Origin of the sequence: Nocardia anocheti (genome assembly GCF_029675105.1) — a bacterium.
Taxonomy (GTDB): domain Bacteria; phylum Actinomycetota; class Actinomycetes; order Mycobacteriales; family Mycobacteriaceae; genus Nocardia.
In genome coordinates this window covers 205,910-232,797 of record NZ_JAQQFV010000004.1, presented here as the reverse complement: position 1 = coordinate 232,797, position 26,888 = coordinate 205,910, and the positions used below count along the sequence as shown (strand labels likewise).

Below are 26,888 nucleotides of genomic sequence, written 5' to 3'. Positions count from 1 at the left end.
GGTACGGGCCGTTCTGGTCGAAATGACAGTGCGGTGTTCCGGAATTAGTGTTGGATGATTCTCACTTCGCCTCGATCGGGTGGGGAACAACAGCGATGCGAGTGTTGGAGCTTGTGATGACGCGTGATCTGCCTGACGACGACGGTGCCGCGCGCGCAGCGGAGGCCCCGGGCGGGGACGCCGCCTATCGGGTCGCCAACGGTGTGGCCAGGGTCGCCAGGGCGGGCGCGTACGTGACCGGTGGCGCGCTGGTCGCCGCCAACGGCACAACGCCCGAGCACGCGCCGGGCACCAGCACCGCCGACAGTCGCTACGCGGGCTGGTCCTCGCACGTCTCGCCCGATCCGGACCCGGATGTGCCCAGCCCGATCGTCACCTTCCCGGACCTGGCCTACGAGCCCGAGGCGCCGGTGACCCCGCACACGCCCTTCGGTGGGCTGCAGCCGCCGATGGACCACGACCTCACCATGGTCGCGCGCACCAGCGAGTCCCCGGGTGAGCCGCGGATTCCGGGCAGCGACGGCGATCGCGACCTGCGCATCCCCGGCTCCGGGGAGACCTCCACCGGCATCGGCATCCCGTCCGCCACGCATCCGCCGTCGCTGCCGAGTTTCGGCACCGGCCCCGGGACGGGCACCGACGACGAGACCGACACCGGCATCGGCCTCCCCGGCTCGGGGCCGGGCCTCGGCCTGCCCGGTCACGGCATCGGTATCCCCGGCTTCGACGGCCTGCCCGGCCACGGCATGGGCATCCCCGGTTTCGACGGTGTCGGCCTGCCCGGTCTGCCGGGCAATCCGGGTATCCCCGGTGGGTCGGCGGGCACCGGGGACAACCCGTTCGACGGCATCGGAAACCTCGATGGCCTGTTCGACGGGTTCGGCGCGATGGTCACCTCCGAATGGCAGGTCGACATGCACGCCGGGCTCGACGGTGTGTGGTTCACCTCGCAGATGAAGGTCGACCTGCAGGTCGGCAAGGTCGGCGACCAGCTCGACGATTACGGGCAGTACCTGGGCGGCGGCCTGAAGGTCCCCGGTTCCGACACCACCGGCGGCACGCAGAACGGCGGTCTGCCGGGCACCTCGACCGGTGGACCCGGCCTGCCCGGTTCGTCGTCCTCGGGGATCGGTCTGCCCGGCGCGTCCACCGGCCCCGCCGCGACACCCGCACCCGTCGGCCCCGCCGCGACACCCGCACCCGTCGGCCCCGCCGCGACACCCGTGCCCGCCGCTCCCGCCCCCGCTCCGGCGGTGGCCACCCCGTTCGCGCAGGCGCCCGCCCCGGCTCCGGCCCCGATCGCACCCGTACCGGCCGTCGCTCCGGCCGCGGTCGCCCCGGTCGCGGTGAGCCCGGTCGTGAACACCCCGCTGCAGACGACGGTCCAGCCCGACGCCGCCACCAGCCCGATCGCCAACGTGCTCGGCGGACCGGGCGTCACCGCGCCCGTCGTGGCCGTGCCCGGGCTGTTCGCCCCGACGACGCCGACCAAGCCGGTCGTCACGCCGGAGCCCACCGGCGGCACGCAGACCCCGACCCCGTCGACCGCGCCGGGCACCACGGCCCCGACCGTCCCGACCATCGACCTGCCCACCACCACGGTGAAGGTGCCGCTGCCCACGGTGAGCACACCGTCGACGCCGGACACCACCCCCGGCGGCAGCACCGGCTCGCCGACCACGACCGGCCAGGTCACCCCGACGACGCCCGACGGCACCGGGACCACCCCGCCCGGCACCTCCGGCGGCGTCACACCCCCGGCCACCTCCGGCGGAACCACCACCCCCGACACCGGCGGCACGACGACCTCGCCCGGCACCACCGACGGCGGCGTCAGCACGCCCTCGACCGCGCCGACCACCCCGACGGTCGACGTGCCCACCGCCACCCAGCCCACGCACACCGCGCCGACCCAGCCCACCCACACCCAGCCCACGCTCGACATCGACACCCCGACGGTGGTCACCCCGCCGACCGTGGTCGCCCCGCCGACGACGTTGGCGCCGGTGAAACCCCCGGTCGTGGGCACCAAGCCGATCGCCGACGACTTCGATCAGCACGCCGCGGGCTACCATGGCGTTTCGGCCGGGTTGTTCGACTCCGGTATCGCCGGGGTCGACCCGGTGGTCACCGTGTTTCCCGTCGATCACCATGGGTATGACTTCGTCATCTGAAATGACGGCGTCTCGCCTTCGCGATACGGCCGGGCACGTGCAACGAGAGTGAGGGACAGTTGTCTGCCGCAGCCGGACTGCAGGCCGCGACGGTGAAGCATCCGGATGTGATGGCTCCGGTCGTGTCGCTGGTCGACGAACTGCGGGAGCTGGTCCGCTCGGGCGGCCGCGACGACCTCGACGCTCGTCTCGGCATGGTGCGGGCCCGCCTCACCGACACCCGGGTGCGCCTGGTCGTCGTCGGTGAGCCGCAGGCGGGGATGAGCACCCTGGTCAACAGCTTGGTCGGCAGCCCGGTCAGCGCGACCGACGGCAAGCCGAGTGTGCCGGTGATCGTCGAATACGGGCCGACCCCGAGTGCGACGCTGGTCAAGTCGGCCCCGCGCGGGCGCGTCGAACGGGTGCCCGTCGACCCGCAGAACCCGGGTCCGGCGCTGACCACCCTGGGTGTGCTGCGCGCGGAGTTCGCCGAGCCGAGCCGCTTGCTCGCCGACGGCCTGGTCGTGATGGACGCGCCGGGTCCGGTCGCCCGCGAGGGCGCCGCCTGGTCGATGATCGCCGCCGCCGACGTGGTGCTCTACGCCGCCGACGCCGCCGCCGAACTCACCGAGTCCCAGCTGGACTACCTGCGTCGGGTCGAACAGGTGTGTCCGTCGGTGGTCTGCGTGCTCACCAAGATCGACCGCAACCCGCACTGGTCGCTGACCCAGCGCCGCAATCGCGCGCTGCTCGACGGCGCCGGGCTGAACTTCGCGGTCGCACCGGTCTCGGCGCTGCTGCACCAGCGCGCGGGCGAGACCGGCAACCAGCAGCTCGACGCCGAATCCGGCGTGCCCCAGCTCATCGACCACCTGCAGGATTACGTGGTCGCCCAGGCGGATTCGGTGGCCGTCGCGGCCGCGGTCCGCGATATCGCCATGGTCACCGAGCAGCTCTCGGTGACCCTGCGCGCCGAGGCCGACGCCCTGCGTGACCCACGTCGCCGCGCCGAGATCACCCAGCGCCTGACCGCGGCGCGGGCCGAGGCCGATCAGCTGCGCCAGCGCACCGCCACCTGGCAGGTCACCCTGGTCGACGGCAGCTCCGAACTCGCCGTCGACATCGAACACGATCTGCGGCACCGGCTGCGCACCCTGGTCCGCGAGGCCGAGGCCGAGATCTCGCGCACCGACCCCTCCCGCAAGTGGGCCGATTTCGGCACCGAACTCGACGCCCGGATCTGCGAGGCGGTCGAGGAGAACTTCGTCATGGCGCACTACCGCGCCGTCGAACTCGGCGAACAGGTCGCCGCGAAGTTCCCGCCGGACAACCGGACTCCACCGCTGCCCGAACTGCGCTTGACCGATCCGGGGGAGGTGCTCGACCCGGTCCAGCCGCTGGAATCGCTAGAGAGCGCGAAATCCAGTGTGGGACAGCAGGCGATCACCGCGCTGCGCGGCTCCTACGGCGGCATCCTGATGGTCGGTCTGGCCACCAGCCTGCTCGACATGGGCCTGGTCAACTGGTACTCCGCCGGTGCGGGTCTGCTGCTGGGCGTGCACGCGCTGTGGGACGACCGCGGAAATCGCAAGCAGCGCAGGCAGGCCGAGGCCAAGGTCGCCGTCGCCCGCCTGGCCGATGACGTGATCTTCCAGGTGGGCAAGGAATCCCGCACCCGCCTGCGCACCCTGCAGCGGGTGCTGCGCGACCACTACACCGAGATCGCCGCCGAGGTGGCGCGCACCGCCGACGAGGCCCTGCGCGCGGCCGAGGAAGCGGGCCAGCGCTACGGCAACCACCGCGAACTGCGCATCACCGAGATCGACGCGGGCCTGCGCACGCTGGCGGGGCTGCGCGAACGCGCCGAGCGCCTCACCTACTGACCCGCGCTAGGAGCGCATCGGCGGGGTGTGCGCGGGCTGGAACTGGCCCGCGTTGCGCGAGTCCTCGGCCCGGATCACGTGGGTCACCGCGTTGATCAAGGCCAGATGGGTGAACGCCTGCGGGAAGTTGCCCAGGTGCCTGCCGGTGCGCGAGTCGATCTCCTCGGCGTAGAGCCGCAGCGGGCTCGACAGGCCCAGCAGCCGCTCGCACAGGTGCGTCGCGCGCTCGAGCTCGCCGATCTCCACCAGCGCCGAGACCAGCCAGAACGAGCAGATGGTGAAGGTGCCCTCCTCCCCGGCCAGACCGTCGTCGGTGGTGTCGGTGCGGTAGCGCAGCACCAGTCCGTTGACGGTGAGCCGGGTCGCGATGGCCAGCACGGTGGCGCGGATGCGGTGGTCCTCGGGCGGCAGGAACCGGGTGAGCACCGCCAGCAGCAGCGAGGCGTCGAGGGTATCGCCGCCGTAGGTCTGGGTGAACACGCCCTCGTCGTTGACACCGTGGGCGAGCACGTCGTCGCGGATCTGCTCGGCGATGTCGAACCATTCCGCCGCCCGCGCGTTCTGCCCGTGCAGCAGCGCGAGGCGGGCGCCGCGGTCCAGCGCCACCCAGCACATGATCTTCGAGGAGGTGAAGTGCTGGGGTTCGCCGCGCACCTCCCAGATCCCGCGATCGGGCTCGCGCCAGTTGGCGATGGCGGCGTGCACGGTCCGTTCCAGCAGCGGCCACAGGTTCTCCGGCACCTGGCCCCGCGATTTCACGTGCAGGTACACCGCGTCGAGCATGGTGCCCCAGATGTCGTGCTGGTCCTGGTCGTAGGCGGCGTTACCGACGCGCACCGGTACGGCGCCGTCGTAGCCGGTCAGGGTGGACACCTCGAACTCGGTGATGCGGCGCTCGCCGCCGATGCCGTAGAGCACCTGCAGTGGCAGCGCGTCACCGTTCTCGCCGGTGGTGACGTCGTCGAGGAAGGCGAAGAAGTCGTTGGCCTCGCGGTCCAGGCCCAGGGTGTACAGACCCCACAGCGCGAAGCTCGCGTCGCGCACCCAGGTGTAGCGGTAGTCCCAGTTGCGTTGGCCGCCGGGGGTTTCCGGCAGCGAGGTGGTGGCGGCGGCGAGCAGCGCGCCGGTAGGCGCGTAGGTCAGACCCTTGAGCGTGAGCGCGCTGCGCTGCAGATAGTTGCGCCACGGATGATCCGGGAAATCGCCCAGGGTGATCCAGCGCCGCCAGGATTCGGCGGTCGACCACATCTTCTGCGCGGCCTCGTCGAAGGTGGCCGGGGCGGGCAGTTCCGACCAGGTGAGCGCGACGAAGACCTGATCACCCTCCGACATCCGGGTGCGGGCGCGCGCCTCCCTGCCCTCCAGACCCAGCCGCAGATCGGTGGTGAGCACCAGCGTGGGGCTCGCCTCCGGCGTCCCGATCGCCCGCGCGGTGGCCTGCTCGTAGACCTTGCCGGTGTACTCCCATTCGGTGCCGCCCTGGTGATAGTCGAACGAGGGCTGGCAGCTCATCTCCAACTCGACGGTCCCGCTCACGCACTTCACCGTCCGCAACAGGATGTGCTCGGCGTCCCAGTCCATCGGCGTGCGGCGATAGGTGCGCGAGCGCTGGTCGTTGTTGTGCCACGGGCCCAGCACCAGCGCGTCGCGCACGATCAGCCAGCCGGTCTCGGTCTGCCAGGTGGTCTCCAGGATCATCCCGCCCGGCAGGTACCGGCGCGCGGCGGGCACGTTCTTGCCGTACGGGCCGATCCGGAAGTGTCCGGCGCTGCGGTCCAGGATCGCGCCGAACACGCTGGGGGAGTCCGGACGCGGGACACACATCCACTCCACCGAACCGCTGCTGGCGATCAGACAGTTGGTCTCGCAATCGGACAGGAAGGCGTAGTCGTCGATCGGCGGGAACGCGCCACGGCGGCCACTGCTGGACACCGGGCTGAGGATGGGCAGCAGATCGGCCGCGGACGGATCGTCGGGGTGCGCCATCACCCCATCATCACGGCAGGCGCGTCGCTCGTCCACCGGGGCGAGCGGCGGGTTGTCGTTCCGTGACCAGCGCGATCACGGCCCGCGCGGGCGTGACGGCTAGGCTGGCGTCGTGCACAGCATCGCAGGTTGGTGGGACGGTTTCGAGCTCTGGGTAGCCGGTCTGCCGTTCATTCCGCAGTTCCTGGTCGTCCTGGTCGGCATGGTCCCGATCAGCTTCGCCATCGCCTTCCTGCTCGACCGGACCCTGCGCGCGATCTTCCGCGTCCTGCGCCGCGACGACAGCCCCGAGCCGCCCGTGATCGGCCCGATGCCCGCTCAACCCCGCCCCACCGTGGGAAGCGGGGTCCGCTGATGCCCCGCTCCCGCGTTCAGCTCGCGCTCATCGGCCTGCTCGTCCTGGTGATCATCGCCTGGTTCTTCACGAGGTGAGTGTGTTTGTTGGAGCGCTGGCGCGCTCGAGTCGCGGCCCCCTGGGGGGCGGCCCGGGCCGCGACCGGCCACTTCGTGGCCGCCGCTCCTCGGGGTCGCGGGTGCGGGGCTGGGTCGCGGGTGCGGCGGCTAGTTCTTACGCCAGTCGTCGAAGCGTTTGCCCAGGTCGGCGACGGTGCGGCCCACTTCCTGGCCCACCGTGTTGACCGCGGAGCCGACATCGCGGCCCAGGTCGCGCACGGTGCGGACCAGCAGGTCCTCGGACTGGTCGAAGCTCTCCCGGTAGCTGCGGGCGGCGTTCTTCACCTCGTCGCTGATGCGGGCGTTCTTGTCGTGTTCGCGGCGCGGGTAGGCACCGCCCAGGACGCGGTCGTACTCGCCGGACTGGATCCAGCGGCGCAGTTCGGCGGCGCGCAGCACCGAGAACGGATGCGATTGCAGCTCCAGGTTGAGCAGTTTGAGCACGCCGTCGCGCAGATCACCCGAGCGCAGGTAGTCGTCGGCCTGATCGAGGAAGGCGCCGTGGTTCATCTCGTGCAGCCACGCGCCACCGGCGGTCTTCATGTGCACCCGCACCGACGCCTCGACGTCCTGGCAGCACAGCAGCCCGGCCCGGTCCCCGGACAGTTCCGACTTGCGGCTCCACTCCATCAGCGCCGCCACGATCGCGCGCAGCGCCCAGCCGCCCACGGGCATCCAGCCCACCGAGGCCGACAGTCGCATCAGATGCATGAGCATCGTGCGGTACACCGCGTGCCCGGACAGCGCGTGGCCCAGCTCGTGGCCGATGACGAAGCGCAGCTCCTCGGTGTCCATCAGTTCGAGCAGGCCGGTGGTGACGACGATGAACGGCCGGTCCATCCCGATGGTGAAGGCGTTCACCGACGGGTCCTGCAGCACGAACATCTCCGGCGTGGTCGCCGCGTCGAGCACGTCGACACAGTCGGCGCGCAGCTCGTGCAGCGTGCGGAACTGCCGCTCGTCGACGCGCACCGCCGTCGCCAGGTACAGCAGCCGGTGCTGACGCTCACGCAGCAGCCCCGACAGCGCCCGCAGCACGGTGTCGAAGCCGCTCAGCGAGCGCAGCGCCACCAGCGCGGTGCGGTCCGCCGGGTGTTCCCAAGCGCGCGTGCTGATTTCCGGCAAACGCACGCGTATCCGGTCAGGTGCCATGGTCATGGTTCGAAATCCCCCCTCGGTGTGGAACTCTCGTCGATTCGAATCATCATGTCGCAATCTGCTACAGTCTGCCTGTGTCGTCGAGTGTCGCCCCGCAGATCCGCCATGAATTGGCGTTGATCGCTGTCGGCAACCTCGCGGTCGCGGACATCCTCTGTCGATGATCGGCCACCGGACACGTCTGCGCGTTCCTGCCCAGTAGACTGGCGCGCGCTTTTCCTTTCGCAGTCGTAGTCCGTACTCCGGGGGCCAGCAGGCCCGAGTCGCGCCAACTGCCGCGGATCCACCGCGCGGCAGGTCTACCGATCGACATGTGCAAGTCCTCCCGCAACGAACGACGTTGCCGGGCAGGTCCTTTCCGAAAGGTTCACCCCGATGTCTCGCAACACCTGGATCGGTTCGCGCCGTCGCGCGGCCGCCGTCGCTCTCACTGCTGTCGCCGCGGTCGCCCTGACCGCCTGCGGCGGCGGTGCCAGCGACTCGGTCGACGGCGAGTCGACCGCCGACGGCAGCGGAGGAACCATCAACCTCTACGCCTACGCCGTGCCCAAGCCGGGCTTCGACAAGGTCGTGCCCGAGTTCAACAAGACCGAGGCGGGCAAGGGCGTGCAGGTGCAGGCGTCCTACGGCGCCTCCGGCGACCAGTCGCGCAAGGTCAAGGACGGCGCCGAGGCCGACGTCGTGAACTTCTCGGTCGAGCCCGACATCACCCGCCTGGTCGACGCGGGCCTGGTCGAGTCCACCTGGAACGCCGACGCGAGCAAGGGCATCCCGTTCGGTTCGGTCGTCACCCTGGTGGTGCGCAAGGGCAACCCCAAGGGCATCAAGGACTGGGACGACTTGATCAAGCCGGGCGTCGAGGTCGTCACCCCGAACCCGTTCAGCTCCGGTTCGGCCAAGTGGAACCTGCTCGCGCCGTACGCGGCCAAGAGCGAGGGCGGCAAGAACCCGCAGGCCGGTCTGGACTACCTGTCGCAGCTGATCTCGCCCGAGCACGTCAAGGTGCAGCCGAAGTCGGGTCGCGAGGCCACCGAGACCTTCCTGCAGGGCACCGGTGACGTGCTGCTGAGCTACGAGAACGAGGCCATCTTCTCCGAGCGCAACGGCGACCCGATCGAACACATCAACCCGCCGATCACCTTCAAGATCGAGAACCCGGTCGCGGTGCTCAAGAACGCCAAGAACCCGGCCAAGGCCGCCGCCTTCCGCGACTTCCTGTTCACCCCGGAGGGCCAGAAAGCCTGGGCGCAGGCGGGCTTCCGCCCGGTCGACCCGAAGGTCGCCGCCGAGTTCGCCGCCGACTTCCCGCAGCCGACCAAGCTGTGGACCATCGATGACCTCGGTGGCTGGAAGTCGGTCGACAAGGAACTGTTCGCGCAGGGCACCGGCAAGGTCGCGGTGATCTACGACCAGGCCACCAAGTAGGTCGTGACCCAGCGCACACGCGATACTGGACAACTGTGACTGACAGCAGTGGGCACGCCGGGACCGGGGACATCCCCGATCCCGGCGGTGCCGTGGAACCCGAAAAAACGACGCCGCCCACCCCGGCGGGCCGTCGCTGGGCGTGGCTGCGGGTCAGCGGCTCGGTGGGCCCGGTCGGCATCGGCGTCGCCGTGCTGTGGCTCAGCGTCATCGTGCTGCTGCCGCTGGCGGCGCTGACCGTCAGCTCCTTCGAGGACGGCTGGTCCGGCTTCTGGGACGCGGTCACCGCGCCCTCGGCGCTGGACTCGCTGCGCATCACCATCACCGTCTCGGTCGTGGTCGCGATCATCAACGTGCTGATGGGCACGCTGATCGCGTGGGTGCTGGTGCGCGACGAATTCCCCGGCAAGGGCATCGTCAACGCGCTGATCGACCTGCCCTTCGCACTGCCGACCATCGTCGCCTCGATCGTGCTGCTCTCGCTCTACGGCCCGAACAGCCCGATCGACATCCATCTCAACGCCTCCCAGCCCGGCCTGATCGTCGCGCTGGCCTTCGTCACGCTGCCGTTCGTGGTGCGGTCGGTGCAGCCGGTGCTCATCGAGGTCGACCGGGAGGTCGAGCAGGCGGCGCTGTCGCTGGGTGCCAGCAACTGGGTCACCTTCCGGCGCATCGTGCTGCCCACGCTGACCCCGGCGATCATCTCCGGCGGCGGCCTGGCCTTCGCCCGGGCGATCGGTGAGTACGGTTCGGTGGTACTCATCGGCGGCAACATCCCGCGCGAGACCCAGATGACCTCGCAGTACATCCAGCAGCAGATCGAGGTCGACCGGCCGATCAACGCCGCGGCGGTCTCGGTGGCGCTGCTGGTGATCTCCTTCGCCAGCCTGCTCGTGCTGCGGCTGCTGGCCGAGCGCACCGCGCGCAAGGAAGAGGCCGCCCGATGAAGCTGTCATTGCTGACCCGGCTCTCGCTGCGCACGGTCGCGCTGGGGTATCTGCTGGTCCTGCTGGTGCTGCCGCTGGTGATCATCCTGGTGCGCACCTTCGAACGCGGCATCGGCGCGTTCATCGACTCCATCACCACGCCCGCGGCGATCTCGGCGTTCCAGCTGTCGATGATCATCGTGGCCATCGTGGTGCCGTTGAACGTGGTGTTCGGCGTGGTCACCGCGCTGGCGCTGGTGCGCAGCAAGTTCCCCGGGCGCAGCCTGGTGCAGGGCATCGTCGACCTGCCGTTCGCGGTGTCGCCGGTCGTCGTCGGTGTCTCGCTGATCTTGCTGTGGGGCGCGGGGGGCTGGTTCGGTGGACTGGAGAGCCTCGGCTTCAAGGTCATCTTCAGCCTGCCCGGCATGGTGATCGCCACCATCTTCGTCACGCTGCCGTTCGTGGTGCGTGAGGTCGAGCCGGTGCTGCACGAGATCGGCGACGATCAGGAACAGGCCGCGGCCACCCTGGGCGCGTCGGGCTGGCAGACCTTCTGCCGCATCACCCTGCCCGCCATCCGCTGGGGCCTGACCTACGGCGTGGTGCTCACCGTGGCCCGCGCGCTCGGCGAGTTCGGCGCGGTGATCATGGTCTCGACCGCCATGCCCGGCAAATCGCAGACGCTGACGCTGCTGGTGCACGGGCGCTACATCGACGACCACAACACCTTCGGCGCCTACAGCGCGGCCACCCTGCTGATGGGCATGGCCCTGGTCGTACTCCTTCTGATGACACTCCTGGAACGCAAGCGGGGCACCGAATGATCACCGTGACCAACGCGCGCAAGAACTACGGTTCCTTCGCCGCTCTCGACGATGTCAGCATCGACATCACCTCCGGCGAACTCACCGCCCTGCTGGGTCCGTCCGGTTCCGGCAAGTCCACGCTGCTGCGCTCGATCGCGGGCCTGGAGTCGCTGGACTCGGGCATCGTGCGGATCGCGGGCAACGACGTCACCCACGTGGCGCCGCAGAAGCGCGACATCGGCTTCGTGTTCCAGCACTACGCGGCCTTCAAGCACATGACCGTGCGCGACAACGTCGCCTTCGGGCTGACCATCCGCAAGCGGCCCAAGAAGGAGATCGACAAGCGCGTCGACGAGCTGCTCGGCATCGTCGGCCTCGACGGCTTCCAGCACCGCTACCCGGCCCAGCTCTCGGGCGGTCAGCGCCAGCGCATGGCGTTGGCCCGCGCGCTGGCCGTCGACCCGCAGGTGCTGCTGCTCGACGAACCCTTCGGCGCGCTCGACGCCAAGGTCCGCACCGACCTGCGGACCTGGCTGCGCAGGCTGCACGAGGAGGTCCACGTGACCACCGTGCTGGTCACCCACGACCAGGAGGAGGCGCTCGACGTCGCCGACCGGATCGCGGTGATGAACAAGGGCCGGATCGAGCAGGTCGGTACGCCGGAGGACGTCTACGACCGGCCCGCCAACGAGTTCGTCATGTCGTTCCTGGGCGCGGTGGCCCGGCTCAACGGCCATCTGGTGCGCCCGCACGACATCCGCATCGGGCGTGACCCGAGCATGGCGCTGGCCGAGCACGAGGGCACCGCGGAGTCGGCCGGGGTCACCCGGGCCACCGTGGAGCGCATCGTGCGCCTCGGCTTCGAGGTGCGTCTGGAACTGCGCAACGCGGCCACCGGCGACCAGTTCGCCGCCCAGGTCACCCGGGGCGATGCTGCGGCGTTGCGGCTGACCGAGGGCGAGACGGTCTACGCCCGCGCCACCCGGATCCCGGATCTGCCGCAGGGCTGACCCGTCCGTACCCGCCACCGGGGCCCCGCGACATCGCGTCGCGGGGCCTCGGTCGCGTTGGTGGCCCGGGTCGCCGCCGAATCGGCGCAGGTTAACCGGTACCGCCGGTCCGTTTTCGGGCGCGACGCGCTCGGCCGGAACGAATTTTCGCCGTCTCGCCGCGCGGCGCGCGCGACTGTGCATGACGCGGTGTCACAGGTAGAGCCATTTTTACTGGTGAGTAGCTTTTTCGGACACGGTTTCGACGCGCCGAAGGAGCGGATTCGAGACGTCAGCAGAGTTGACGTGACTCCTCGTAGGTGTAACTATTGGAAACAGTAAACGTCCCTTGAGGAGAGGCAGTGACGACGATGTCTGCGCCCACCACCCCTGACGTCGATCCCGTAGTCGCGGAGGCTCAGGCGTACGCCGAGAAGTTGCTGATGCTGTCCGAGGCGTCGGTCAACCGCCACTTCGACCCGTTCGAGGACATCGACTGGGACAACCCGGACTTCGACCCCGACTGCAAGCCGGAGCGTTGGGTCCTGGTCACCTCGGCCGACCCGATCGGGCGCCACCCCTGGTACCAGGCGCTGCCGCTCGACAAGAAGATCGAGATCGGCAAGGTCCGCCAGGCCAATGTCGCCAAGGTCGGCCTGCAGTTCGAGGCCATCCTGATCATCGGCATGATGCAGCACATCTTCAACCTGAAGAACAACGACCCGGAGTTCCGGTACTGCTCGCACGAGATGATCGAAGAGCACAACCACACTCTGATGTTCCAGGAGATGGTCAACCGCGTCGCCGACGTGCCGGGTATGAACCCGCTCGTGCGTCAGCTGCGCCACCTGGCCTCCCCGGGCGGCGCGCTGCTGCCGAACTTCTTCTTCATGGCCGTGCTCGCCGGTGAAGAGCCGATCGACCACATCCAGAAGGACATCCTGCGCTCGGGTGACGACATCCACCCGATCATGCGCGGCGTGATGGCGATCCACGTGGCCGAGGAAGCTCGCCACATCTCCTTCGCCCACGAGTTCCTGAAGAAGAACGTGCCCGCGCAGCGGCCGTTCAACAAGTTCGTGCTCTCGCTCGCGATGCCCACGATCATGTTCATCCTCGGCCGCGCCATCGCGACCCCGCCGAAGTCGTTCTTCAAGCAGTTCGACATGCCGAAGGACGTCCGTAAGGAGCTGTTCTACGGTTCCGCCGAGGCCAAGCAGGTCTTCGCCGACTACTTCATCGACGTGCGCGCGCTCGCCGAGGAGATCGGCCTGATGAACCCGGTCGCCAAGCGGCTGTGGAAGCTGCTGGGCATCGACGGCCCGTCGAGCCGCTACCGCTCGGAGCCCAAGCGCTCCGTCAAGCACGCAGTGGCCTGAGGCACGGTCACCCATGCCTTATGTCGTCACGCAGTCGTGTTGTAGCGACGCGTCCTGCGTCTACGCCTGCCCGGTCAACTGCATCCACCCGACTCCCGACGAGCCGGACTTCCTGACCGCGGAGATGCTCTACGTCGATCCGGCGGCGTGTGTGGACTGTGGCGCCTGCGCCACGGCCTGCCCCGTCGACGCGATCACCTCGTCGAAGAAGCTGACCCACGAGCAGAAGCCGTTCATCGAGATCAACGCGGACTTCTACCGCGTGCAGCGCGACCGGCCCACGCTGGCCCGTCCGGTGATGCCGCCCGCCATCGACACCCGGCGCGCGGCGCTGCGGGTCGCGGTGGTCGGCTCCGGCCCGTCGGCGATGTACGCCGCCGACGAACTGCTCACCCAGGCCGGTGTCTCGGTGACGATGTTCGACCGGCTGCCGCAGGCCTACGGCCTGGCCCGGCTCGGTGTCGCACCCGATCACAAGCGCACCCGTAAGGTCGCCGACCTGTTCGACATCATGTCCGAGCAGGACGACTTCTCGACCTACCTCGACGTGGAGATCGGCAAGCACATCACCCACGCCGAGCTGCTCGAGCACTTCCACGGCGTGATCTACGCCGTCGGCGCGTCCTCGGATCGCAAGCTGGGCATCCCGGGTGAGGGTCTGGCGGGCAATGTCTCGGCCACCGACTTCGTGGCCTGGTACAACGGTCACCCCGACCACGCCGAGGACCAGTTCGACCTGGACCAGAAGCGGGTGGTGATCGTCGGCAACGGCAACGTCGCCCTCGACGTGGCCCGCATCCTGACCGTCGATCCGGCCACCCTGGCCAACACCGACATCGCGCCCTACGCGCTGAAGGCGCTGCGCGAGAGCAAGATCGAAGAGGTCGTGATCCTGGGCCGTCGTGGCCCGGCCGAGTCGGCGTTCACGGTGCCCGAGTTCGTCGGTCTGCTGGCCGCCGACATCGACATCGCGATCGACGGCGAGCTGCCCGAGGTCACCGCCGATCTGCCGTACAAGGTCGAGCAGAAGCTGCGCCTGCTGCACAGCGTCGCGCAGCGTCCGTTCGGTGAGCGTCGGCGCATCGTGTTCCGCTACCTGTCCTCGCCGGTGGAGATCGTCGGCACCGACGCGGTGACGGGCGTGCGGGTCGAGCGCAACGAGCTGGTCGCCGACGAGTCGGGCCGCACCAGCGCGGTGCCGACCGGCGAGATCGACCTGCTCGAGGCCGGTGTCGTGCTCACCTCGGTCGGCTACCGCGGGGTGCCGACCAAGGATCTGCCCTTCGACGACGCGCGCGGTGTCATCCCGAACGCGCAGGGTCGAGTCCTGACCGCCCCCGGCGGCGAGGTCGTGCCCGGCACGTACGTGACCGGCTGGATCAAGCGTGGTCCCACCGGGTTCATCGGCACCAACAAGTCCTGCGCGCAGGAGACCGTCCAGCAACTCGCGGCGGACTTCAACGCGGGCACGCTGCGCGAGCCCGTGCGGGACGCGCGGGAGTTCGACCGCCTGGTGCGCACCCGCCGCCCCCAGGCACGCGTCGGCGGGGCCGCGGTGCCCAAGCCGAGCTCGTTCAAGCGTCTGCTCGCGCGCGGCTGACGTAGTACGTCGCAGGCCCGCTCCGTCCACTGGGAGGACGGCGCGGGCCTTCGTCGTACTCAGCGCGCGGTGAAGCCGCCGTCCACCGCGACCGCCGCGCCGGTGACGAACGAGGCCTCGCCGCTGAGCAGGAACGCGCACAGCGCCGCGATCTCCTCCGGCCGCGCGATCCGCCCGATCGGGTGCAGCGCCACGATCGCGGCCTCGCCCTCGGGTGTGCCACCCATCGAGGACATCCCGACCACGCCGAGGTTGCAGGCGTTGTTGAGGATCGCGCCGCCGCCGGAGGTGATGATCGCCGGGACCTGGTGGCGCAAGCCGCGGAACACGCCGGTCAGATTCAGATCTCCTCGGCGGCCCGCTCGCCCTGAGATCCCTTCTCTGCCTTGGTCCCCGGAGGCGGACCGCTTCGGTGCCTCCGTGCTTCGAGTCAACCGAGGGTGGGTCAGGGGTGCTGGCGGGTATCCGCCGTGGCATTGACATGTCATGGAAAAGGGGAGTGGGTACTTCTCGCTGCCGATTCGCATTTACCGGTCTGTGGAATCTTGTGGGCATCAAATGAATTGATTACCGGCCGGTAAGTGCATTCGAATTCGGTCAAAGCAAACCGCAAGAATGTATTTTGACGACGCGTCAGGTGATTACTCGTGAGTAGCTGAATCTCGGCGTCTGTCAGGCGATTCCGCGCGTCGAGGGGACTGGACGGTTGTCCGCAAGCCCGCTCACCTGCGTCGATCATTCAACTAGGGTCTAAAGTCCCGTCTTTCGTATCAATCACGCAGCAATTCGGCCATGGCCCAGTTAATCTGTGCGAGCTGTTTGGAAGACGACCGCGGCCACATGGTGCGCTCGCGTGCTGGACGTGGTCACGGTGCGTTGACGGGATAGCAAAAACATGACCAGAGGTCTGGGCTTGAGTATCGGTGCGGTCAATGCGATTTCGGCGGTCGTCGCCGAGGATACGGCCAAACCGGCGGTGCGAACACGGCGCACCGCACTCACTTTCGACGCCGCGGGACGCCCGCGCATCGGCGCGATCAACGACTTCGCCTCGGCGATCACCGATTTCGCCGACCTGAGTCGCGATCCGGAGCCGATGGTGATCGGTGGCCGGTTCTACTCGGCGACCAATCTGATCGCCGCGGTGGTCACCGGTCTCATCGAACTGGCCGATCCGGCGGCGGGCATCGTGATGACCTATCCGGCGGTGTACACCGACAAACAGGTGTCGCTGCTCGGTCAGGCACTGCACCTGGCGGGCGCGGGCCAGGTGCTGCTCGCGCCGGAACCGGTGGCCGCGGCCGAATGGCTCGAGGTCGAGAACGGGCCGCTGGAACCGGGTTTCGTGCTCGTCTACGATCTCGGCGCCACCAGCCTGGACCTCACGGTGCTGCGGGTGGGGCCCGACTGGCCGCATCATCCGATGGTGGGCACGCCGGTGCGGTCCACCGACTTCGGCGGAAAGCCGCTGGGGGAGATGGTCGCTCGCTACGCGGGCGAGCCGCGCGCTGGCCGTCACGCCCAGACCCTCACCTCCATGGTGAACATCGACGCCTTACGCGGCGAACACATTCGCGACACCTTCCCGCTGGTCAGCAAGACCGTCGCGGGCGCGGGACTGCGCCTGGCCGACCTGTCGCGAATCCTGGTGGTGGGCGGGGCCAGTCGGGCGCCCGAGGTCGCGGGCACGCTCGCCGAACTCGGGGTGCCGCTGGTCACCGTCGCCGACCCCGCCCAGGTGATCGCCTCCGGTGCCGCCGCCCTTGCCGCCCGGACCTTCGCGCCCGAGCAGCCCAACACCGGCGCCGGACCGCACGTGGCCGTGTTCTCCAGCGCCGCGGTGGTTTCCGCGCTGGCCATGTCGGCGATGACGGTGTTCGGCAGCCCGTTCGACCCCGGCCTCACCCCGGTCCTCGACCGTTTCCCCGCCCTCGGCGCCCCCGCCGAGGCCCTGCTCTACGACATGAGCGCCGACCTCGTCGCGGCCCGCGCCTCCGGCCTGCTCGGCGCGATCGACCCCGCCACCGGCCGCGTCGACGTCGCCGGGGCCACCGTGGCCGCCCGTACGGCGTACGAGATGTTCATCGGCTCCGGCGCGGAACCCGGCAAGACGGTCACCGGCGGCGAGCGCGGCAACTCCGGCCACCAGGACGCGAGCGACCCTTGCCGCTCACCCCTGCTGGCCCGCACCACCTACGGCGACCCCGCCCGCTTCACCAACCCCCTGCCCTTCGCCGACCACACCACCCCGAAAACCCCAACCAAGCCGGGCACCCCGTCGAACCCGGGCCCCATCTCCGGCCCCGGCCCGATCACGGGCCCCGGCACCCCCTCGATCCCCGGCACCCCGAGCGACCCCGGTACCTCGAACCCCGGATCCCCTTCGACAGGCACCCCCTCCAACGGTTCCCCCACCCCCGGCACCGGCCTCCCCGGCGACATCGGCACCTCCCACCCCGGAACCTCCCCGGGCACCGGACCTTCCGATCCCTCGGCCCCCGGCCACACTTCCCCCGGTGGGACCGGGGATGGTGCCACCGGGGGAGGCTCGACCGGCGGCGGTACGACCCCGGGCGGCTCGACCCCGTCGCCCGGCGGTGGGACGGGTGAGGGTGGCACCTCCGGCGGCGGATCCGACAGTGGTGGGTCCGGTGGCGGAGCGTCCACCGGTGGCGGTGCCTCGGGTGGTGACAGTTCCGGTGGTTCCGGCGGTGGAGCGTCGGGTGGCGCCGGTTCCGGTGGTGCGTCCGGTGGTGGCGACGGCTCCGGTGGTGGCGCGTCGGGTGGTGGCTCCGGTGGTGGCGCGTCGGGAGGCGGTGCGTCGGGTGGTGGTTCCGGCGGTGGCGCGTCGGGAGGCGGTGCGTCGGGTGATGGCTCCGGTGGCGGTGCGTCGGGTGGTGGTGCCTCCGGTGGCAGTGCGTCCGGAGGGGGCGGCGCCTCGAGCGGCGGGTCCGGCGGAGATTCGTCTGGCGGCACTAGCGGCGGCTCCGGTGGTGGCGCCTCCGGCGGCGGTACATCCGGCGGTGGCGCCTCGAGCGGTGTGGGCAGCGGCGCATCCGGCGGCGGTGCCTCCAACAGCGGCGCCTCGACCGGCGCCTCAGGTGGCGCCTCCACCGGCGGATCCTCGAAGGGCGGCCAATCCTCCTCCGGCGGCGCCTCCAACGGCTCGAAGGGCGGTGCTTCCTCCGGCGGTTCATCCAAGGGCGGCAGCGCCGGTGGCGGTGGCGGCGGTGGAGGGGGAGGCGGTGGAGGGGGAGGCGGTGGCTCTCGCCGCTGACTCTCTCCGGCGACCGCATGGCGTCGTCGGGTGCCCGCTTCGCAGACATCATCTGCCGCACCCATAGTCTGTCGCCCGCATTGCTCGACGGTCGCGGCTGGTGGCCGTGTCGCCTCCCGGGGCCGCCATCATCTGCCGCAGGCGTCGTCTGCCGCGCGCATCACTTGTCGCCAGCGGTGTGTGGCCGCGTCGCCTACTGACCCCCATCATCTGCTGCAGGCGTCGTCTGCCACTCGCATCGCCTGGCGCCTGCATTGGTCTGCCACTCGCCTGGTCTGGTGCGCGCGTGGTCTGGCGCCCGCGTGGTCTTGTGCCCGCGTCGCCTACCCCCGCGTCGTCTGCCGGAGGCGTCGTCTGCCGCAGGCGTCGTCTGCAGCCGCATTGCTGCCGTGGCGCGTGGCCTGGCGGGGGCGCTTGCCGCCCCGCATGTCTGCCGCAGAGGCCACATCGCGCTTGTCGCACGCGTTGCCTGCTGCCCACGGCGCTTGGCGCCCACGATGTCTGTTCCCCGCATCGTCTGGTGTCCAGACGTCAACTGCCCGCACCGCCGCACGTCAGCGGGCGGCGGGCGAGGCGACGAACAGCAGCAGGGCGATGAGTCCGCCCGCGAAGGCGTTGATGGCGACGCCGGTGAGGATCAGGCGTTCCGGGGGTGTATCGGCGGGCCGGAATCGGCTGGGGTGGCGCGGGGTTCGGGGAAGGTGTGCTGGTCAGGGGGCGGAAAGTGGGGTGGGTGTCGGTGGGGGCGGGCACAATGGGGTGGTGGCTGTACGAGGGGGAGCGCCGAAGTTGATCGCGCTCGATGTGGATGGGACCCTGCTGGATTCGGGGTTCGCGGTGCGGGAGCGGGTGATCGCGGCGGTGGGGGCGGCGGTGGCGGCGGGGGCGCATGTGGTGGTCACCACCGGGCGCACGGTGCTCACCACCCGACCCGTGTTGCGGGAACTCGGCCTCACCGAGGGACATGCGTTGTGCTCCAACGGGGCCGTGCACGTCGACGTCGCCAGAGGCGAGCCGGTCGCCGTGCAGGCGTTCGACCCCGGCCCGGCGATCCTCGCGCTGCTGGCGCTGTTCCCGGAGATGGTCTTCGCCGCCGAACGGGTCGGGGTCGGTACCTGGGCGACGGGCCAGGGCCCGGGCGAGTTCTCGATCGGCGACTTCCAACTCGTCGACCATCAGGTGCTGAGCAGCGAACCGACACCCCGGCTCAACGGTTGGTGGCCCGCCGGTTCGGTGGAGCAGATGCTGCGCATGATCGCGTCCCTCGAGGTGCCCGACACCTCCTGGGTGCACGGCGAGTACGGACCGTGGCTCACCGTGTCGCGCAGGGGTGTGTCGAAAGGCTGGGCGCTGGAACGGCTCCGGCGCTCCCTCGATGTCGCCCCGGAGGCCACCCTCGCCATCGGCGACGGCTTCAACGATCGCGAGATGCTGCGCTGGGCGGCGCATTCGGTGGCGATGGCGGGCTCACCCGACTCCGTGCTCGCCCTGGCCGACGAGGTGACCGGCGGTGTCGCCGAGGACGGTGTCGCCACCGTCCTCGAACGCTGGTTCGGCTAACCGCGCTCGGCCGCGGCGGCCGCCGTCATCGCGACGAAGTGCGGATTGGTCATGATCCCGAGCACATTGCCGAACGGGTCCACCACCGCGGCGGTCGCGAAGCCCGCGCCGTCTCCGCGCTGGGTGATCGGCTCGTACTCGGTCGCGCCGAGCTCGAGCAGACGCTCGAAAGTGGCTGCCAGATCGTCGACGTGCCAGAACACCACCCCGCCCCCGCCGGGAGCATTGCGCGCACCCGCCGGGGCGTAGGCGCGATTGATGATGCCCAGCTCGGCCTGCATCGGACCCACCCGGAACTCGTAGTAGCCGCCCGGTACCTCGTAGTACGGGGCGAGGCCGAGGAATTCGGTGTACCAGTCCTTGGCGGCGGCGAGATCGTCGGCGTAGTAGGTGGTGGTGGCCATTCCGCGCAGCATGGGTGCTCCTCGGTAGTCGGTGTGATGAGAACCAGATTGCCAGCCAAAGTGCGCATCGAATGAGCACTTTTCCGGGCAGAATTCCGGAGTATGCGAGCGGACAGATTGGTGGCCACCCTGCTGTTGATGCAGGCGCGTGGCCGGGTGACGGCGGCCGAGATCGCCACCGAGCTGGAGGTGTCGGTCGCGACGGCCCGTCGCGACCTCGAGGCGCTCTCGGCGGCGGGCATCCCGGTGTATCCGCAGCCGGGCCGTGGTGGTGGCTGGTCACTGATCGGCGGGGCGCGCACCGACCTGTCGGGTCTGACCGCGGGAGAGACGCGGGCCCTGTTCCTGCTGGCGGGCCCGGCCGCCGAAGCCGCCCCCGAGCTGAAGTCGGCGCTGCGCAAACTCGTGCGTGCTCTCCCGCAGACCTTCCGTGCCGATGCCGCGGCCGCCGCCGACGCGGTCGTCGTGGACCCGGCCCGCTGGGGTCGCCCCGATGCCTTGCCGCCGCCGACGCTGCGCGATCTCCAGCGCGCGGTGGTGGACCGCCGCCGGGTCCGCGTCGACTACGAACGCGCGGGCACCCGCACCACCCGTACCGTCGACCCGTGGGGTCTGGTCGAGAAGGACACCCGCTGGTACCTCATCGCGGGCACCGACCGTGGCAAACGGACCTTCCGCCTCGACCGCATCGCCACCGTCGACTTCCTCGATGAATCCTTCGACCGCCCAGCCGATTTCGACCTCCGCGCCGAGTGGTCCACCATCGTCACCCGGATGGAGGAGCGCCGTTCCGCCGCCACCGCCACGGTCCTGGTCTCCGCCGCGCTGGCCCCGATCCTGGCCGACCAACAGGGTCGCCACTGCACCCTGCTCGGCCCCGCCGCCGACGGTCGCGTCCGCGCGCACGTCACCGCCGACACCCCGAAGATGGTCGCCCGCCAGCTCGCGGGCTGGGGTGCCGACGTCGAGGTGATCGAACCACCGGAGATCAGAGCCGAGCTCGTCGCCCTCGGCCGAGAGCTGGTCGAGGGCAACAGCTGAGGGCCGCGCATCGAGAACCCGCCGTTCCCCGGGCGGCGGCTTCCGCGTCGCCACCCTGGCCGAGTTCAGCAGCAAGCAGGGCGCGGTCCGCGACGCGGTGGTGGCCGACCGTGCGGTGAGGGCGACCCGGCGGCGCTACCCCGTAGGAGACGCCGCCGGGTGAGCTGTCAGTGGTGGTGGGCGTGTGCGGCGTGCTGGCGTGGCGCGGGGACCTCGGTGGTGAGGGTGAAGGCCGCGGTGCGGACGACATCACCATGACGGAAGTCGAGGAACAGGCGATAGGTGCCGGGGCCGGGGACCGCCGTGTGGAAGGTGATCTCGGGCCCGGCCGGGGTGATGCCGTCGCCGGGTTCGCCATTGGGGTGCACATGCACGTAGGCGAGGTCGCCAGCCCGCAGGATCACCAGGTGACCGAAGGCGGCGAGGTAGGGCTGCAGATCGGTCACCGGCGTGCCGTCTCTGCGGACGGTCAGGGTGAGGAGATCGCCCTCGGTGCGCAGTTCGCCGTCGACGGTGACCTCGTAGCCGTCCACCGTGGTCGTCCGGTTTACCGCCGGAACCGGCTGCGGCGCATAGTGTCCCGCGACCGCGAGATCGGCACCGAGGGTGATGGTGCGACCGAGTGCGTGCGGCGCGATATCGGTGAACACGCGGTAGGCGCCCGCCTCGGGCAGATCCAGCTCGATCGCCCAGGTGCCGTCCGCCTCGCGCCGCGGATGCACATGCCAGAATCCGGTGAGCTCCCGGCGCGCGACGATCAGATGCAGCTCCCGATCGTGAATCGGGTCGAACGCGGTCACCGGCGCCCCGTCCGGGCCGAGGATACGGAACCGGAAGTCGATCTTCCCCGGCTCGGCGATGGTGGTGTCGAGATCGAGGGTGTACCCGTCCTGGGTGATCTGCAGACCACCCGGAACCCCGGCATCGTGCCCGGCGTGGGCATCGTGCCCGGCGGTGTGGCCGGTGTGGTTGTGGTGGTCGGTGTGGGTGGTCATTCTCTTCGCCTCTCTGCCTCGCTTGCGTTGTCCCGAGCATATACCCCTGGGGGGTATGAGAGAAAGGGGTGGAAGCTTGTGAGGTGGGTCACCGGGAGTGGGGGTTCAGGCCAGCTTTGCGAGGAGGGACGCCAGGTCCTCGGCGTGGAGGGCGATATCGACGTGACCGGCGGGCAGGGTGTGGACGTCGAAGGGATTGTCGGGAGTGAGGCGGTCCGCGTCGGCGATCATCTTCGAGACGAGGGCGGGGGAGAGCACATTGTCGTGGGTGAGGCGGACGAAGCTGCGCGGGACGCGTCCCCAGGTCTGTGCGTCGACGCGGGTATCGGCGAACTGTGTGGGCGCTGTCCTCGGGCTGCATCGTGTAGTTGATCAGGGTGAGCGTCTGCGCCAGCGTGGCCTCCGGGCAGAAGGCCGAGACGTAGACCAGCCGCTGGATGGCCTCCGGAACCGCAGTGGCCACGAGCCCGATCGTGACACCGCCCAGACTGTGTCCGACCAGGATCACCGGGCCGTGCTGTCGCACCTTCCGCACCACATCGATCACCTGGGCGACATTGTCCGCCACGGTGATTCCGGCGATCGGTGAGTCGGCGGCCGTGAAGGCCGCGACATCCTGGGGCGCCTGATACGACAGGGGCAGGCGGGCGTCGAGGCCATGTCCGGGCAGATCCACCGCTAGGCCGCGATGTCCGAGCAGTGCGAGCTCGCGGAGCACCGGCATCCAGAAGAAGCTGTTACTGGCCAGGCCGTGAACGAAGACGAATGTCGGTGTGGCGGAGCCACTTTCCGGATCGCGGCGTGCTGGGTCGATCAAGGTGGCCCCCGGGGATCGCATCGGTCGATTCCTCGGCATTACCCGGCGTATCCCCGCCTCAACCCTGTCGCGCGAAGACCTGCGATTTCGTGCGATCACGAGCACGTCGAAGTACTGCCCGGACCGGACTCAGGCCGAGAGTTCGAGATCCGCGGCGACGGCGCTGTCGAATCGCGTCCAGATCACCTCGGTCAGTCCGGCGTGCACCCCGATGACCTCCGCGTGGGGGAGTTCGGGTGCGGCGGCGAGCAGCCGGTCGGTGAGCAGGCCGGGCGCCAGGAACCATGGCGCGACGACGATACGTTCGGCACCACGGGCACGCAGCCGTTCGATCGCGACGGTGATGCCGGGTTCGACTGTCGCGAAGCAGATCTCGGTCCGCAGCCCGGTCAGCGCGGCCAGTCTGCGCGCGACCGCGGCGGTGCGTCGGTTGGCCGCCGGATCGCTCGAACCGACCGCCGCGACCGCTACCCCGGGTCGCGCGTCGAGCGCGCCGTGTCCACGGGTGCGTCCAGCGCGGGCGAGAGTGCGCTCGATACCGCCGCCGAATTCTGGCGTCGCGTCGGTCGATCCCGGATGAGCGAGATGTGGTGTGGCCGAGGCGCGAGGCGATTCGACGTATCCAGCCGCACGGTCGGCGGCAGCGACACGATCACCCAGGGCCGCGACGAGCAGCGGATCGGGGCCGAGGACATCGGCCTGGGTCAGCCGCAGCCGGGGATGGCGCCGGGTCACCTCGGCCAGCAGCGCGGGCAGATCCACCCGCGCGTGGAAAGCGTTGCCCAGCAACAGGGGAACCACGATCACCTCGCGTTGGCCCTGAGCGGCCAGATCGTCGGCGACCTGCTCCACGGAGGGGGCGCTGAGATCGAGGAAGGCCAGCCGCACTGTGAGGTCCGGTCGCGCGGCGGCGACCTCGGCGACCACCGCCGCCATCGTCGCCGCGGACCGGGGATCACGGCTGCCGTGGGCGACCGCCAGCAACGCGGGCCCACCACCGCCGCGCGGCACCCCGACGGGGCCGCGCAGCGGGGCGAGCGTATGCGTCATCAGACCGCGGCACCGACCTCGACGGCGGTCAGCACGTCGCCGACCAGACCCGCGGCCAGGGTGTTACCACCGGCGGGGTCGATCAGCAGGAACGAGCCGGTGTGCCGGTTGGTGCGGTAGTCGTCGGCCGGGATCGGCTCGGCCAGACGCAGCGAGACCCGACCGATGTCGTTGAGCTCGAGCGACTCCGGGCTCTCCTGGGCGGTCAGGGTCTGCTCGTCGAAGCGCTCCACGAGCGCGCCGACGATCGCCTGGGTGGTTTTGGTGCCGTGCTTGAGCAGCAGCCGCGCGCCGGGGCGCAGCGCCTTGTCGCCGAGCCAGCAGACCGTCGCGTCGAAGGTGTCGATCGGCTCCGGGGCGTCGGCGGGCGAGGCGATGATGTCGCCGCGCGAGATGTCGACCTCGTCGGCCAGCAGCAGCGTCACGCTGCGGCCCACCTGCGCGACCGCCAGCTCGCCGTCGGGGGTGTCGACCCGCTCGACGGTGGTGCGCTTGCCCGAGGGCAGCACCACGATCTCGTCACCGGGGGAGACCGAGCCCGCCGCGATCTGACCGGCGTACCCGCGGTAGTCGGGGTACTCGGCGGTACGCGGGCGGATCACGTACTGCACCGGGAAGCGCAGGCCCAGCGCGTGCGCGCCGGTCGAATCCGCGTCCACCGGCACCGATTCCAGGTGCTCGATCAGCGAGGGGCCGTCGTAGTACGGGGTGTTCTCGGAGCGGCTGGCGATATTGTCGCCGTGCAGCGCCGAGACCGGGATCTCGAGCACGTCGGACTCGGCCCAGCCCAGCTTCGCGGTGAGGGTGCCGAACTCGGCCGAGATCTCGGCGAACACCTCGGCCGGGTTCTCCACCAGGTCGATCTTGTTCACGGCCAGCACCAGGCGCGGCACGCCCAGCAGCGCCAGCACCGCGGCGTGGCGGCGGGTCTGCTCGATGACACCCTTGCGCGCGTCCACGAGCAGGATCACCAGCTGCGCGGTGGACGCGCCGGAGACCGTGTTGCGGGTGTACTGCACGTGCCCGGGGGTGTCGGCCAGCACGAACGAGCGCTTGGGGGTGGCGAAGTAGCGGTAGGCCACGTCGATGGTGATGCCCTGCTCACGCTCGGCACGCAGGCCGTCCACCAGCAGCGACAGATCCGGAGTCGACAGACCCTTGTCGACCGAGGCGCGGGTGACCGCGTCGATCTGATCGGCCAGCACGGACTTCGTGTCGTAGAGCAGCCGCCCGACCAGAGTGGACTTGCCGTCGTCGACAGAACCGGCGGTGGCCAGCCTCAATAGGTCGGACATCAGAAATAACCCTCTCGCTTGCGGTCTTCCATCGCGGCTTCCGACACTCGGTCGTCGCCGCGGGTCGCACCACGTTCGGTCAGTCGGGACGCGGCGACCTCGGCCAGGATGGCCTCGTTGTCGGCGGCGTCGGAGATGATGGCGCCGGTGGTGGAACCGTCGCCGACGGTGCGGTAGCGCACCGAACGGGTCTCGAGCACCTCGTTCTCGGTCGGGCCGCCCCACACACCGGGGGTCATCCACATGCCGTCGCGCTGGTACACCGGGCGCTCGTGGGCGTAGTAGATGCTGGCCAGATCGATGTCCTCGCGGGCGATGTAGCGCCAGATGTCGAGCTCGGTCCAGTTGCTCAGCGGGAACACGCGCACGTGCTCACCCGGCGCGTGCTTGCCGTTGTAGAGGTTCCACAGCTCGGGACGCTGACGCTTGGGGTCCCACTGACCGAAGGCGTTGCGCAGCGAGAAGATCCGCTCCTTGGCGCGCGAACGCTCCTCGTCGCGACGGCCACCGCCGAAGACCGCGTCGAAGCGGTGCTCGGTGATGGCGTCGAGCAGCGGAACAGTCTGCAGCGGGTTGCGGATGCCGTCGGGACGCTCGGTGAGACGGCCGTCGGCCAGGTACTCCTCCACCGAGGCCACGTGCAGACGCAGGCCGTACTTCTCGACCACCTTGTCGCGGAACTCGAGCACCTCGTCGAGGTTGTGCCCGGTGTCCACGTGCAGCAGCGCGAACGGCAGCGGCGCGGGCCAGAAGGCCTTGAGCGCCAGGTGCAGCAGGACGGTGGAGTCCTTGCCGCCGGAGAACAGGATCACCGGCCGCTCGAACTCGCCCGCGACCTCACGGAAGATGTGGATCGCCTCGGACTCCAGCGCCGCGAGGGTGTCGAACTCGGTCAGGCCGAGCTCGCGTTCGGTGGTGTGGGTACTCACAGGCTCACTCCCAGAGGTGGTGACGGTCATGATTGGTGCAATCCGCATTCGGTCTTGGCCAGCCCGGCCCAGCGGCCGCTGCGCGGATCGGACCCCGGTTCGGGCTTGCGCGTGCACGGCGCGCACCCGATGGACGGGTAGCCCTCCTCCACCAGGGGATTGACGAGAATGCCGTTTGCCTCGATGTAGGCCTGCATCTCGTCGTCGGACCACGGTGCGATCGGGTTGATCTTCACCAGTCCGAAAGCTTCGTCGAACGAGATCAGCGGCGCGTTCGCGCGGGTGGGGGCCTCCACCCGGCGGATGCCGGTGATCCAGGCGTTGTAGCCCGCCAGCGAGGTGGTCAGCGGGACCACCTTGCGCAACCGGCAGCACTCGCCCGCGTCGCGCGCGAACAGGTCCTTGCCCAGCAACTCGTCCTGCTCGGCGACGCTGTGCTCGGGCCGCACGTTCACCACGTTCACCCCGTACACGGCCTCGACCGCGTCGCGGGTGCCGATGGTCTCGGCGAAGTGGTAGCCGGTGTCGAGGAACAGCACGTCCACACCGGGGCGGGTCTGCGCGGCCAGGTGCACCAGCACGCCGTCCTGCATGTTCGACGCCACGATGTAGCCGGTGCCGAAGGTGCGGTCGGTCCAGGCGATCAGCTCGGCCGCCGAGGCGTCGGGGCCGAGTTCGGCCGCGCCCTGCTCGGCGAGCGCGCGCAGCTCGTCTTCGGACAGTTTCGTCGCGAGGTTGGTTGTCACTGGGGGGATCTCCTCA

General features: G+C 70.0%; 23 protein-coding genes. 13 read left to right on the top strand and 10 right to left on the bottom strand.

Annotated features, from left to right (window positions below; translation table 11 throughout):
* Positions 1-116: 116 nt before the first annotated feature.
* Together QC180_RS12140 and QC180_RS12135 are read left to right on the top strand one after the other, a co-directional pair.
* Positions 117-2,174, top strand: a complete 2,058-nt coding sequence (locus QC180_RS12140) for a hypothetical protein (protein WP_278262794.1) — start codon at positions 117-119, stop codon at positions 2,172-2,174.
* Between the two features lie 59 nt (positions 2,175-2,233).
* A complete protein-coding gene (locus tag QC180_RS12135; protein ID WP_278262793.1) occupies positions 2,234-4,036 on the top strand; it encodes a P-loop NTPase family protein in 1,803 nt (600 codons plus the stop codon).
* 6 nt (positions 4,037-4,042) lie between these two features.
* Here the strand turns inward: QC180_RS12135 and QC180_RS12130 are convergent, their stop codons facing one another.
* Complete coding sequence (locus tag QC180_RS12130; protein ID WP_278262792.1) at positions 4,043-6,022, bottom strand: glycoside hydrolase family 15 protein; 1,980 nt, start codon at positions 6,020-6,022, stop codon at positions 4,043-4,045.
* A gap of 112 nt (positions 6,023-6,134) precedes the next feature.
* Between QC180_RS12130 and QC180_RS12125 the strand changes: the two genes are divergently transcribed.
* Positions 6,135-6,377, top strand: coding sequence for a hypothetical protein (locus QC180_RS12125; protein ID WP_278262791.1), 243 nt, complete (start codon positions 6,135-6,137; stop codon positions 6,375-6,377).
* 206 nt (positions 6,378-6,583) lie between these two features.
* On the opposite strand, the gene QC180_RS12120 is transcribed toward QC180_RS12125, so the two are convergent.
* Positions 6,584-7,633 carry a M48 family metallopeptidase gene (locus QC180_RS12120; RefSeq protein ID WP_278262790.1) on the bottom strand — a complete coding sequence of 350 codons (1,050 nt, stop codon included), beginning with the start codon at positions 7,631-7,633 and terminating at the stop codon, positions 6,584-6,586.
* A 74-nt stretch (positions 7,634-7,707) separates the two neighbouring features.
* Here QC180_RS12120 and QC180_RS30230 point away from each other — a divergent pair, with 74 nt between their 5' ends.
* The 7 genes from QC180_RS30230 to QC180_RS12090 all read left to right on the top strand — a co-directional run bounded on the left by QC180_RS30230 (position 7,708) and on the right by QC180_RS12090 (position 14,758).
* On the top strand, positions 7,708-7,797 hold the full coding sequence (locus QC180_RS30230; RefSeq protein WP_019045829.1) for an Ms4533A family Cys-rich leader peptide: 90 nt from the start codon (positions 7,708-7,710) through the stop codon (positions 7,795-7,797).
* Positions 7,798-8,008: 211 nt separating this feature from the next.
* Complete coding sequence (locus QC180_RS12115) at positions 8,009-9,058, top strand: sulfate ABC transporter substrate-binding protein (RefSeq protein WP_278262789.1); 1,050 nt, start codon at positions 8,009-8,011, stop codon at positions 9,056-9,058.
* 92 nt (positions 9,059-9,150) lie between these two features.
* Positions 9,151-10,005 carry a sulfate ABC transporter permease subunit CysT gene (gene cysT / locus QC180_RS12110; protein ID WP_474646440.1) on the top strand — a complete coding sequence of 285 codons (855 nt, stop codon included), beginning with the start codon at positions 9,151-9,153 and terminating at the stop codon, positions 10,003-10,005.
* The gene (gene cysW / locus QC180_RS12105) at positions 10,002-10,808 is read left to right on the top strand and encodes a sulfate ABC transporter permease subunit CysW (protein ID WP_278262788.1); all 807 of its coding nucleotides are present in this window, start codon (positions 10,002-10,004) and stop codon (positions 10,806-10,808) included. Before cysT ends, cysW begins: the two co-directional genes overlap by 4 nt.
* Positions 10,805-11,800, top strand: coding sequence for a sulfate/molybdate ABC transporter ATP-binding protein (locus QC180_RS12100; protein ID WP_278262787.1), 996 nt, complete (start codon positions 10,805-10,807; stop codon positions 11,798-11,800). Before cysW ends, QC180_RS12100 begins: the two co-directional genes overlap by 4 nt.
* A 341-nt stretch (positions 11,801-12,141) precedes the next feature.
* A complete protein-coding gene (locus QC180_RS12095) occupies positions 12,142-13,158 on the top strand; it encodes an AurF N-oxygenase family protein (protein ID WP_474646423.1) in 1,017 nt (338 codons plus the stop codon).
* A 13-nt stretch (positions 13,159-13,171) separates the two neighbouring features.
* Entirely contained in the window at positions 13,172-14,758 is a 1,587-nt protein-coding gene (locus tag QC180_RS12090; protein WP_278262786.1) for an FAD-dependent oxidoreductase, read from the top strand.
* Positions 14,759-14,817: 59 nt separating this feature from the next.
* Here QC180_RS12090 and QC180_RS12085 read toward each other — a convergent pair whose 3' ends face one another.
* Entirely contained in the window at positions 14,818-15,087 is a 270-nt protein-coding gene (locus QC180_RS12085; protein WP_278262785.1) for an SDR family oxidoreductase, read from the bottom strand.
* Positions 15,088-15,653: 566 nt separating this feature from the next.
* Between QC180_RS12085 and QC180_RS12080 the strand changes: the two genes are divergently transcribed.
* Together QC180_RS12080 and QC180_RS12075 are read left to right on the top strand one after the other, a co-directional pair.
* Positions 15,654-18,035: an Hsp70 family protein gene (locus QC180_RS12080; RefSeq protein ID WP_278262784.1), complete on the top strand. Its 2,382-nt coding sequence runs from the start codon at positions 15,654-15,656 to the stop codon at positions 18,033-18,035.
* Between the two features lie 762 nt (positions 18,036-18,797).
* Entirely contained in the window at positions 18,798-19,595 is a 798-nt protein-coding gene (locus tag QC180_RS12075) for an HAD family hydrolase (RefSeq protein ID WP_278262783.1), read from the top strand.
* On the opposite strand, the gene QC180_RS12070 is transcribed toward QC180_RS12075, so the two are convergent.
* Positions 19,592-20,011, bottom strand: coding sequence for a VOC family protein (locus tag QC180_RS12070; RefSeq protein ID WP_278262782.1), 420 nt, complete (start codon positions 20,009-20,011; stop codon positions 19,592-19,594). The two genes, QC180_RS12075 and QC180_RS12070, sit on opposite strands and share 4 nt — an antisense overlap.
* Before the next feature lie 90 nt (positions 20,012-20,101).
* Here QC180_RS12070 and QC180_RS12065 point away from each other — a divergent pair, with 90 nt between their 5' ends.
* Positions 20,102-21,040, top strand: a complete 939-nt coding sequence (locus QC180_RS12065; RefSeq protein WP_278262781.1) for a helix-turn-helix transcriptional regulator — start codon at positions 20,102-20,104, stop codon at positions 21,038-21,040.
* A 167-nt stretch (positions 21,041-21,207) separates the two neighbouring features.
* Here the strand turns inward: QC180_RS12065 and QC180_RS12060 are convergent, their stop codons facing one another.
* The 6 genes from QC180_RS12060 to QC180_RS12035 form a co-directional block, all read right to left on the bottom strand.
* Complete coding sequence (locus QC180_RS12060; protein ID WP_278262780.1) at positions 21,208-22,035, bottom strand: hypothetical protein; 828 nt, start codon at positions 22,033-22,035, stop codon at positions 21,208-21,210.
* A gap of 88 nt (positions 22,036-22,123) precedes the next feature.
* Positions 22,124-22,873 (bottom strand): alpha/beta fold hydrolase, encoded by a 750-nt coding sequence (locus tag QC180_RS30335; protein WP_474646422.1) that lies wholly within the window; start codon positions 22,871-22,873, stop codon positions 22,124-22,126.
* Positions 22,874-22,981: 108 nt separating this feature from the next.
* Positions 22,982-23,902, bottom strand: a complete 921-nt coding sequence (locus QC180_RS12050; RefSeq protein WP_278262778.1) for a sirohydrochlorin chelatase — start codon at positions 23,900-23,902, stop codon at positions 22,982-22,984.
* Complete coding sequence (locus QC180_RS12045) at positions 23,902-25,197, bottom strand: sulfate adenylyltransferase subunit 1 (protein ID WP_278262777.1); 1,296 nt, start codon at positions 25,195-25,197, stop codon at positions 23,902-23,904. The genes QC180_RS12050 and QC180_RS12045 overlap by 1 nt, the downstream gene beginning before the upstream one ends.
* Positions 25,197-26,174 (bottom strand): sulfate adenylyltransferase subunit CysD, encoded by a 978-nt coding sequence (cysD, locus tag QC180_RS12040; protein WP_278262776.1) that lies wholly within the window; start codon positions 26,172-26,174, stop codon positions 25,197-25,199. Before cysD ends, QC180_RS12045 begins: the two co-directional genes overlap by 1 nt.
* Positions 26,153-26,872, bottom strand: a complete 720-nt coding sequence (locus tag QC180_RS12035) for a phosphoadenylyl-sulfate reductase (RefSeq protein WP_278262775.1) — start codon at positions 26,870-26,872, stop codon at positions 26,153-26,155. The genes cysD and QC180_RS12035 overlap by 22 nt, the downstream gene beginning before the upstream one ends.
* Positions 26,873-26,888 lie beyond the last annotated feature (16 nt).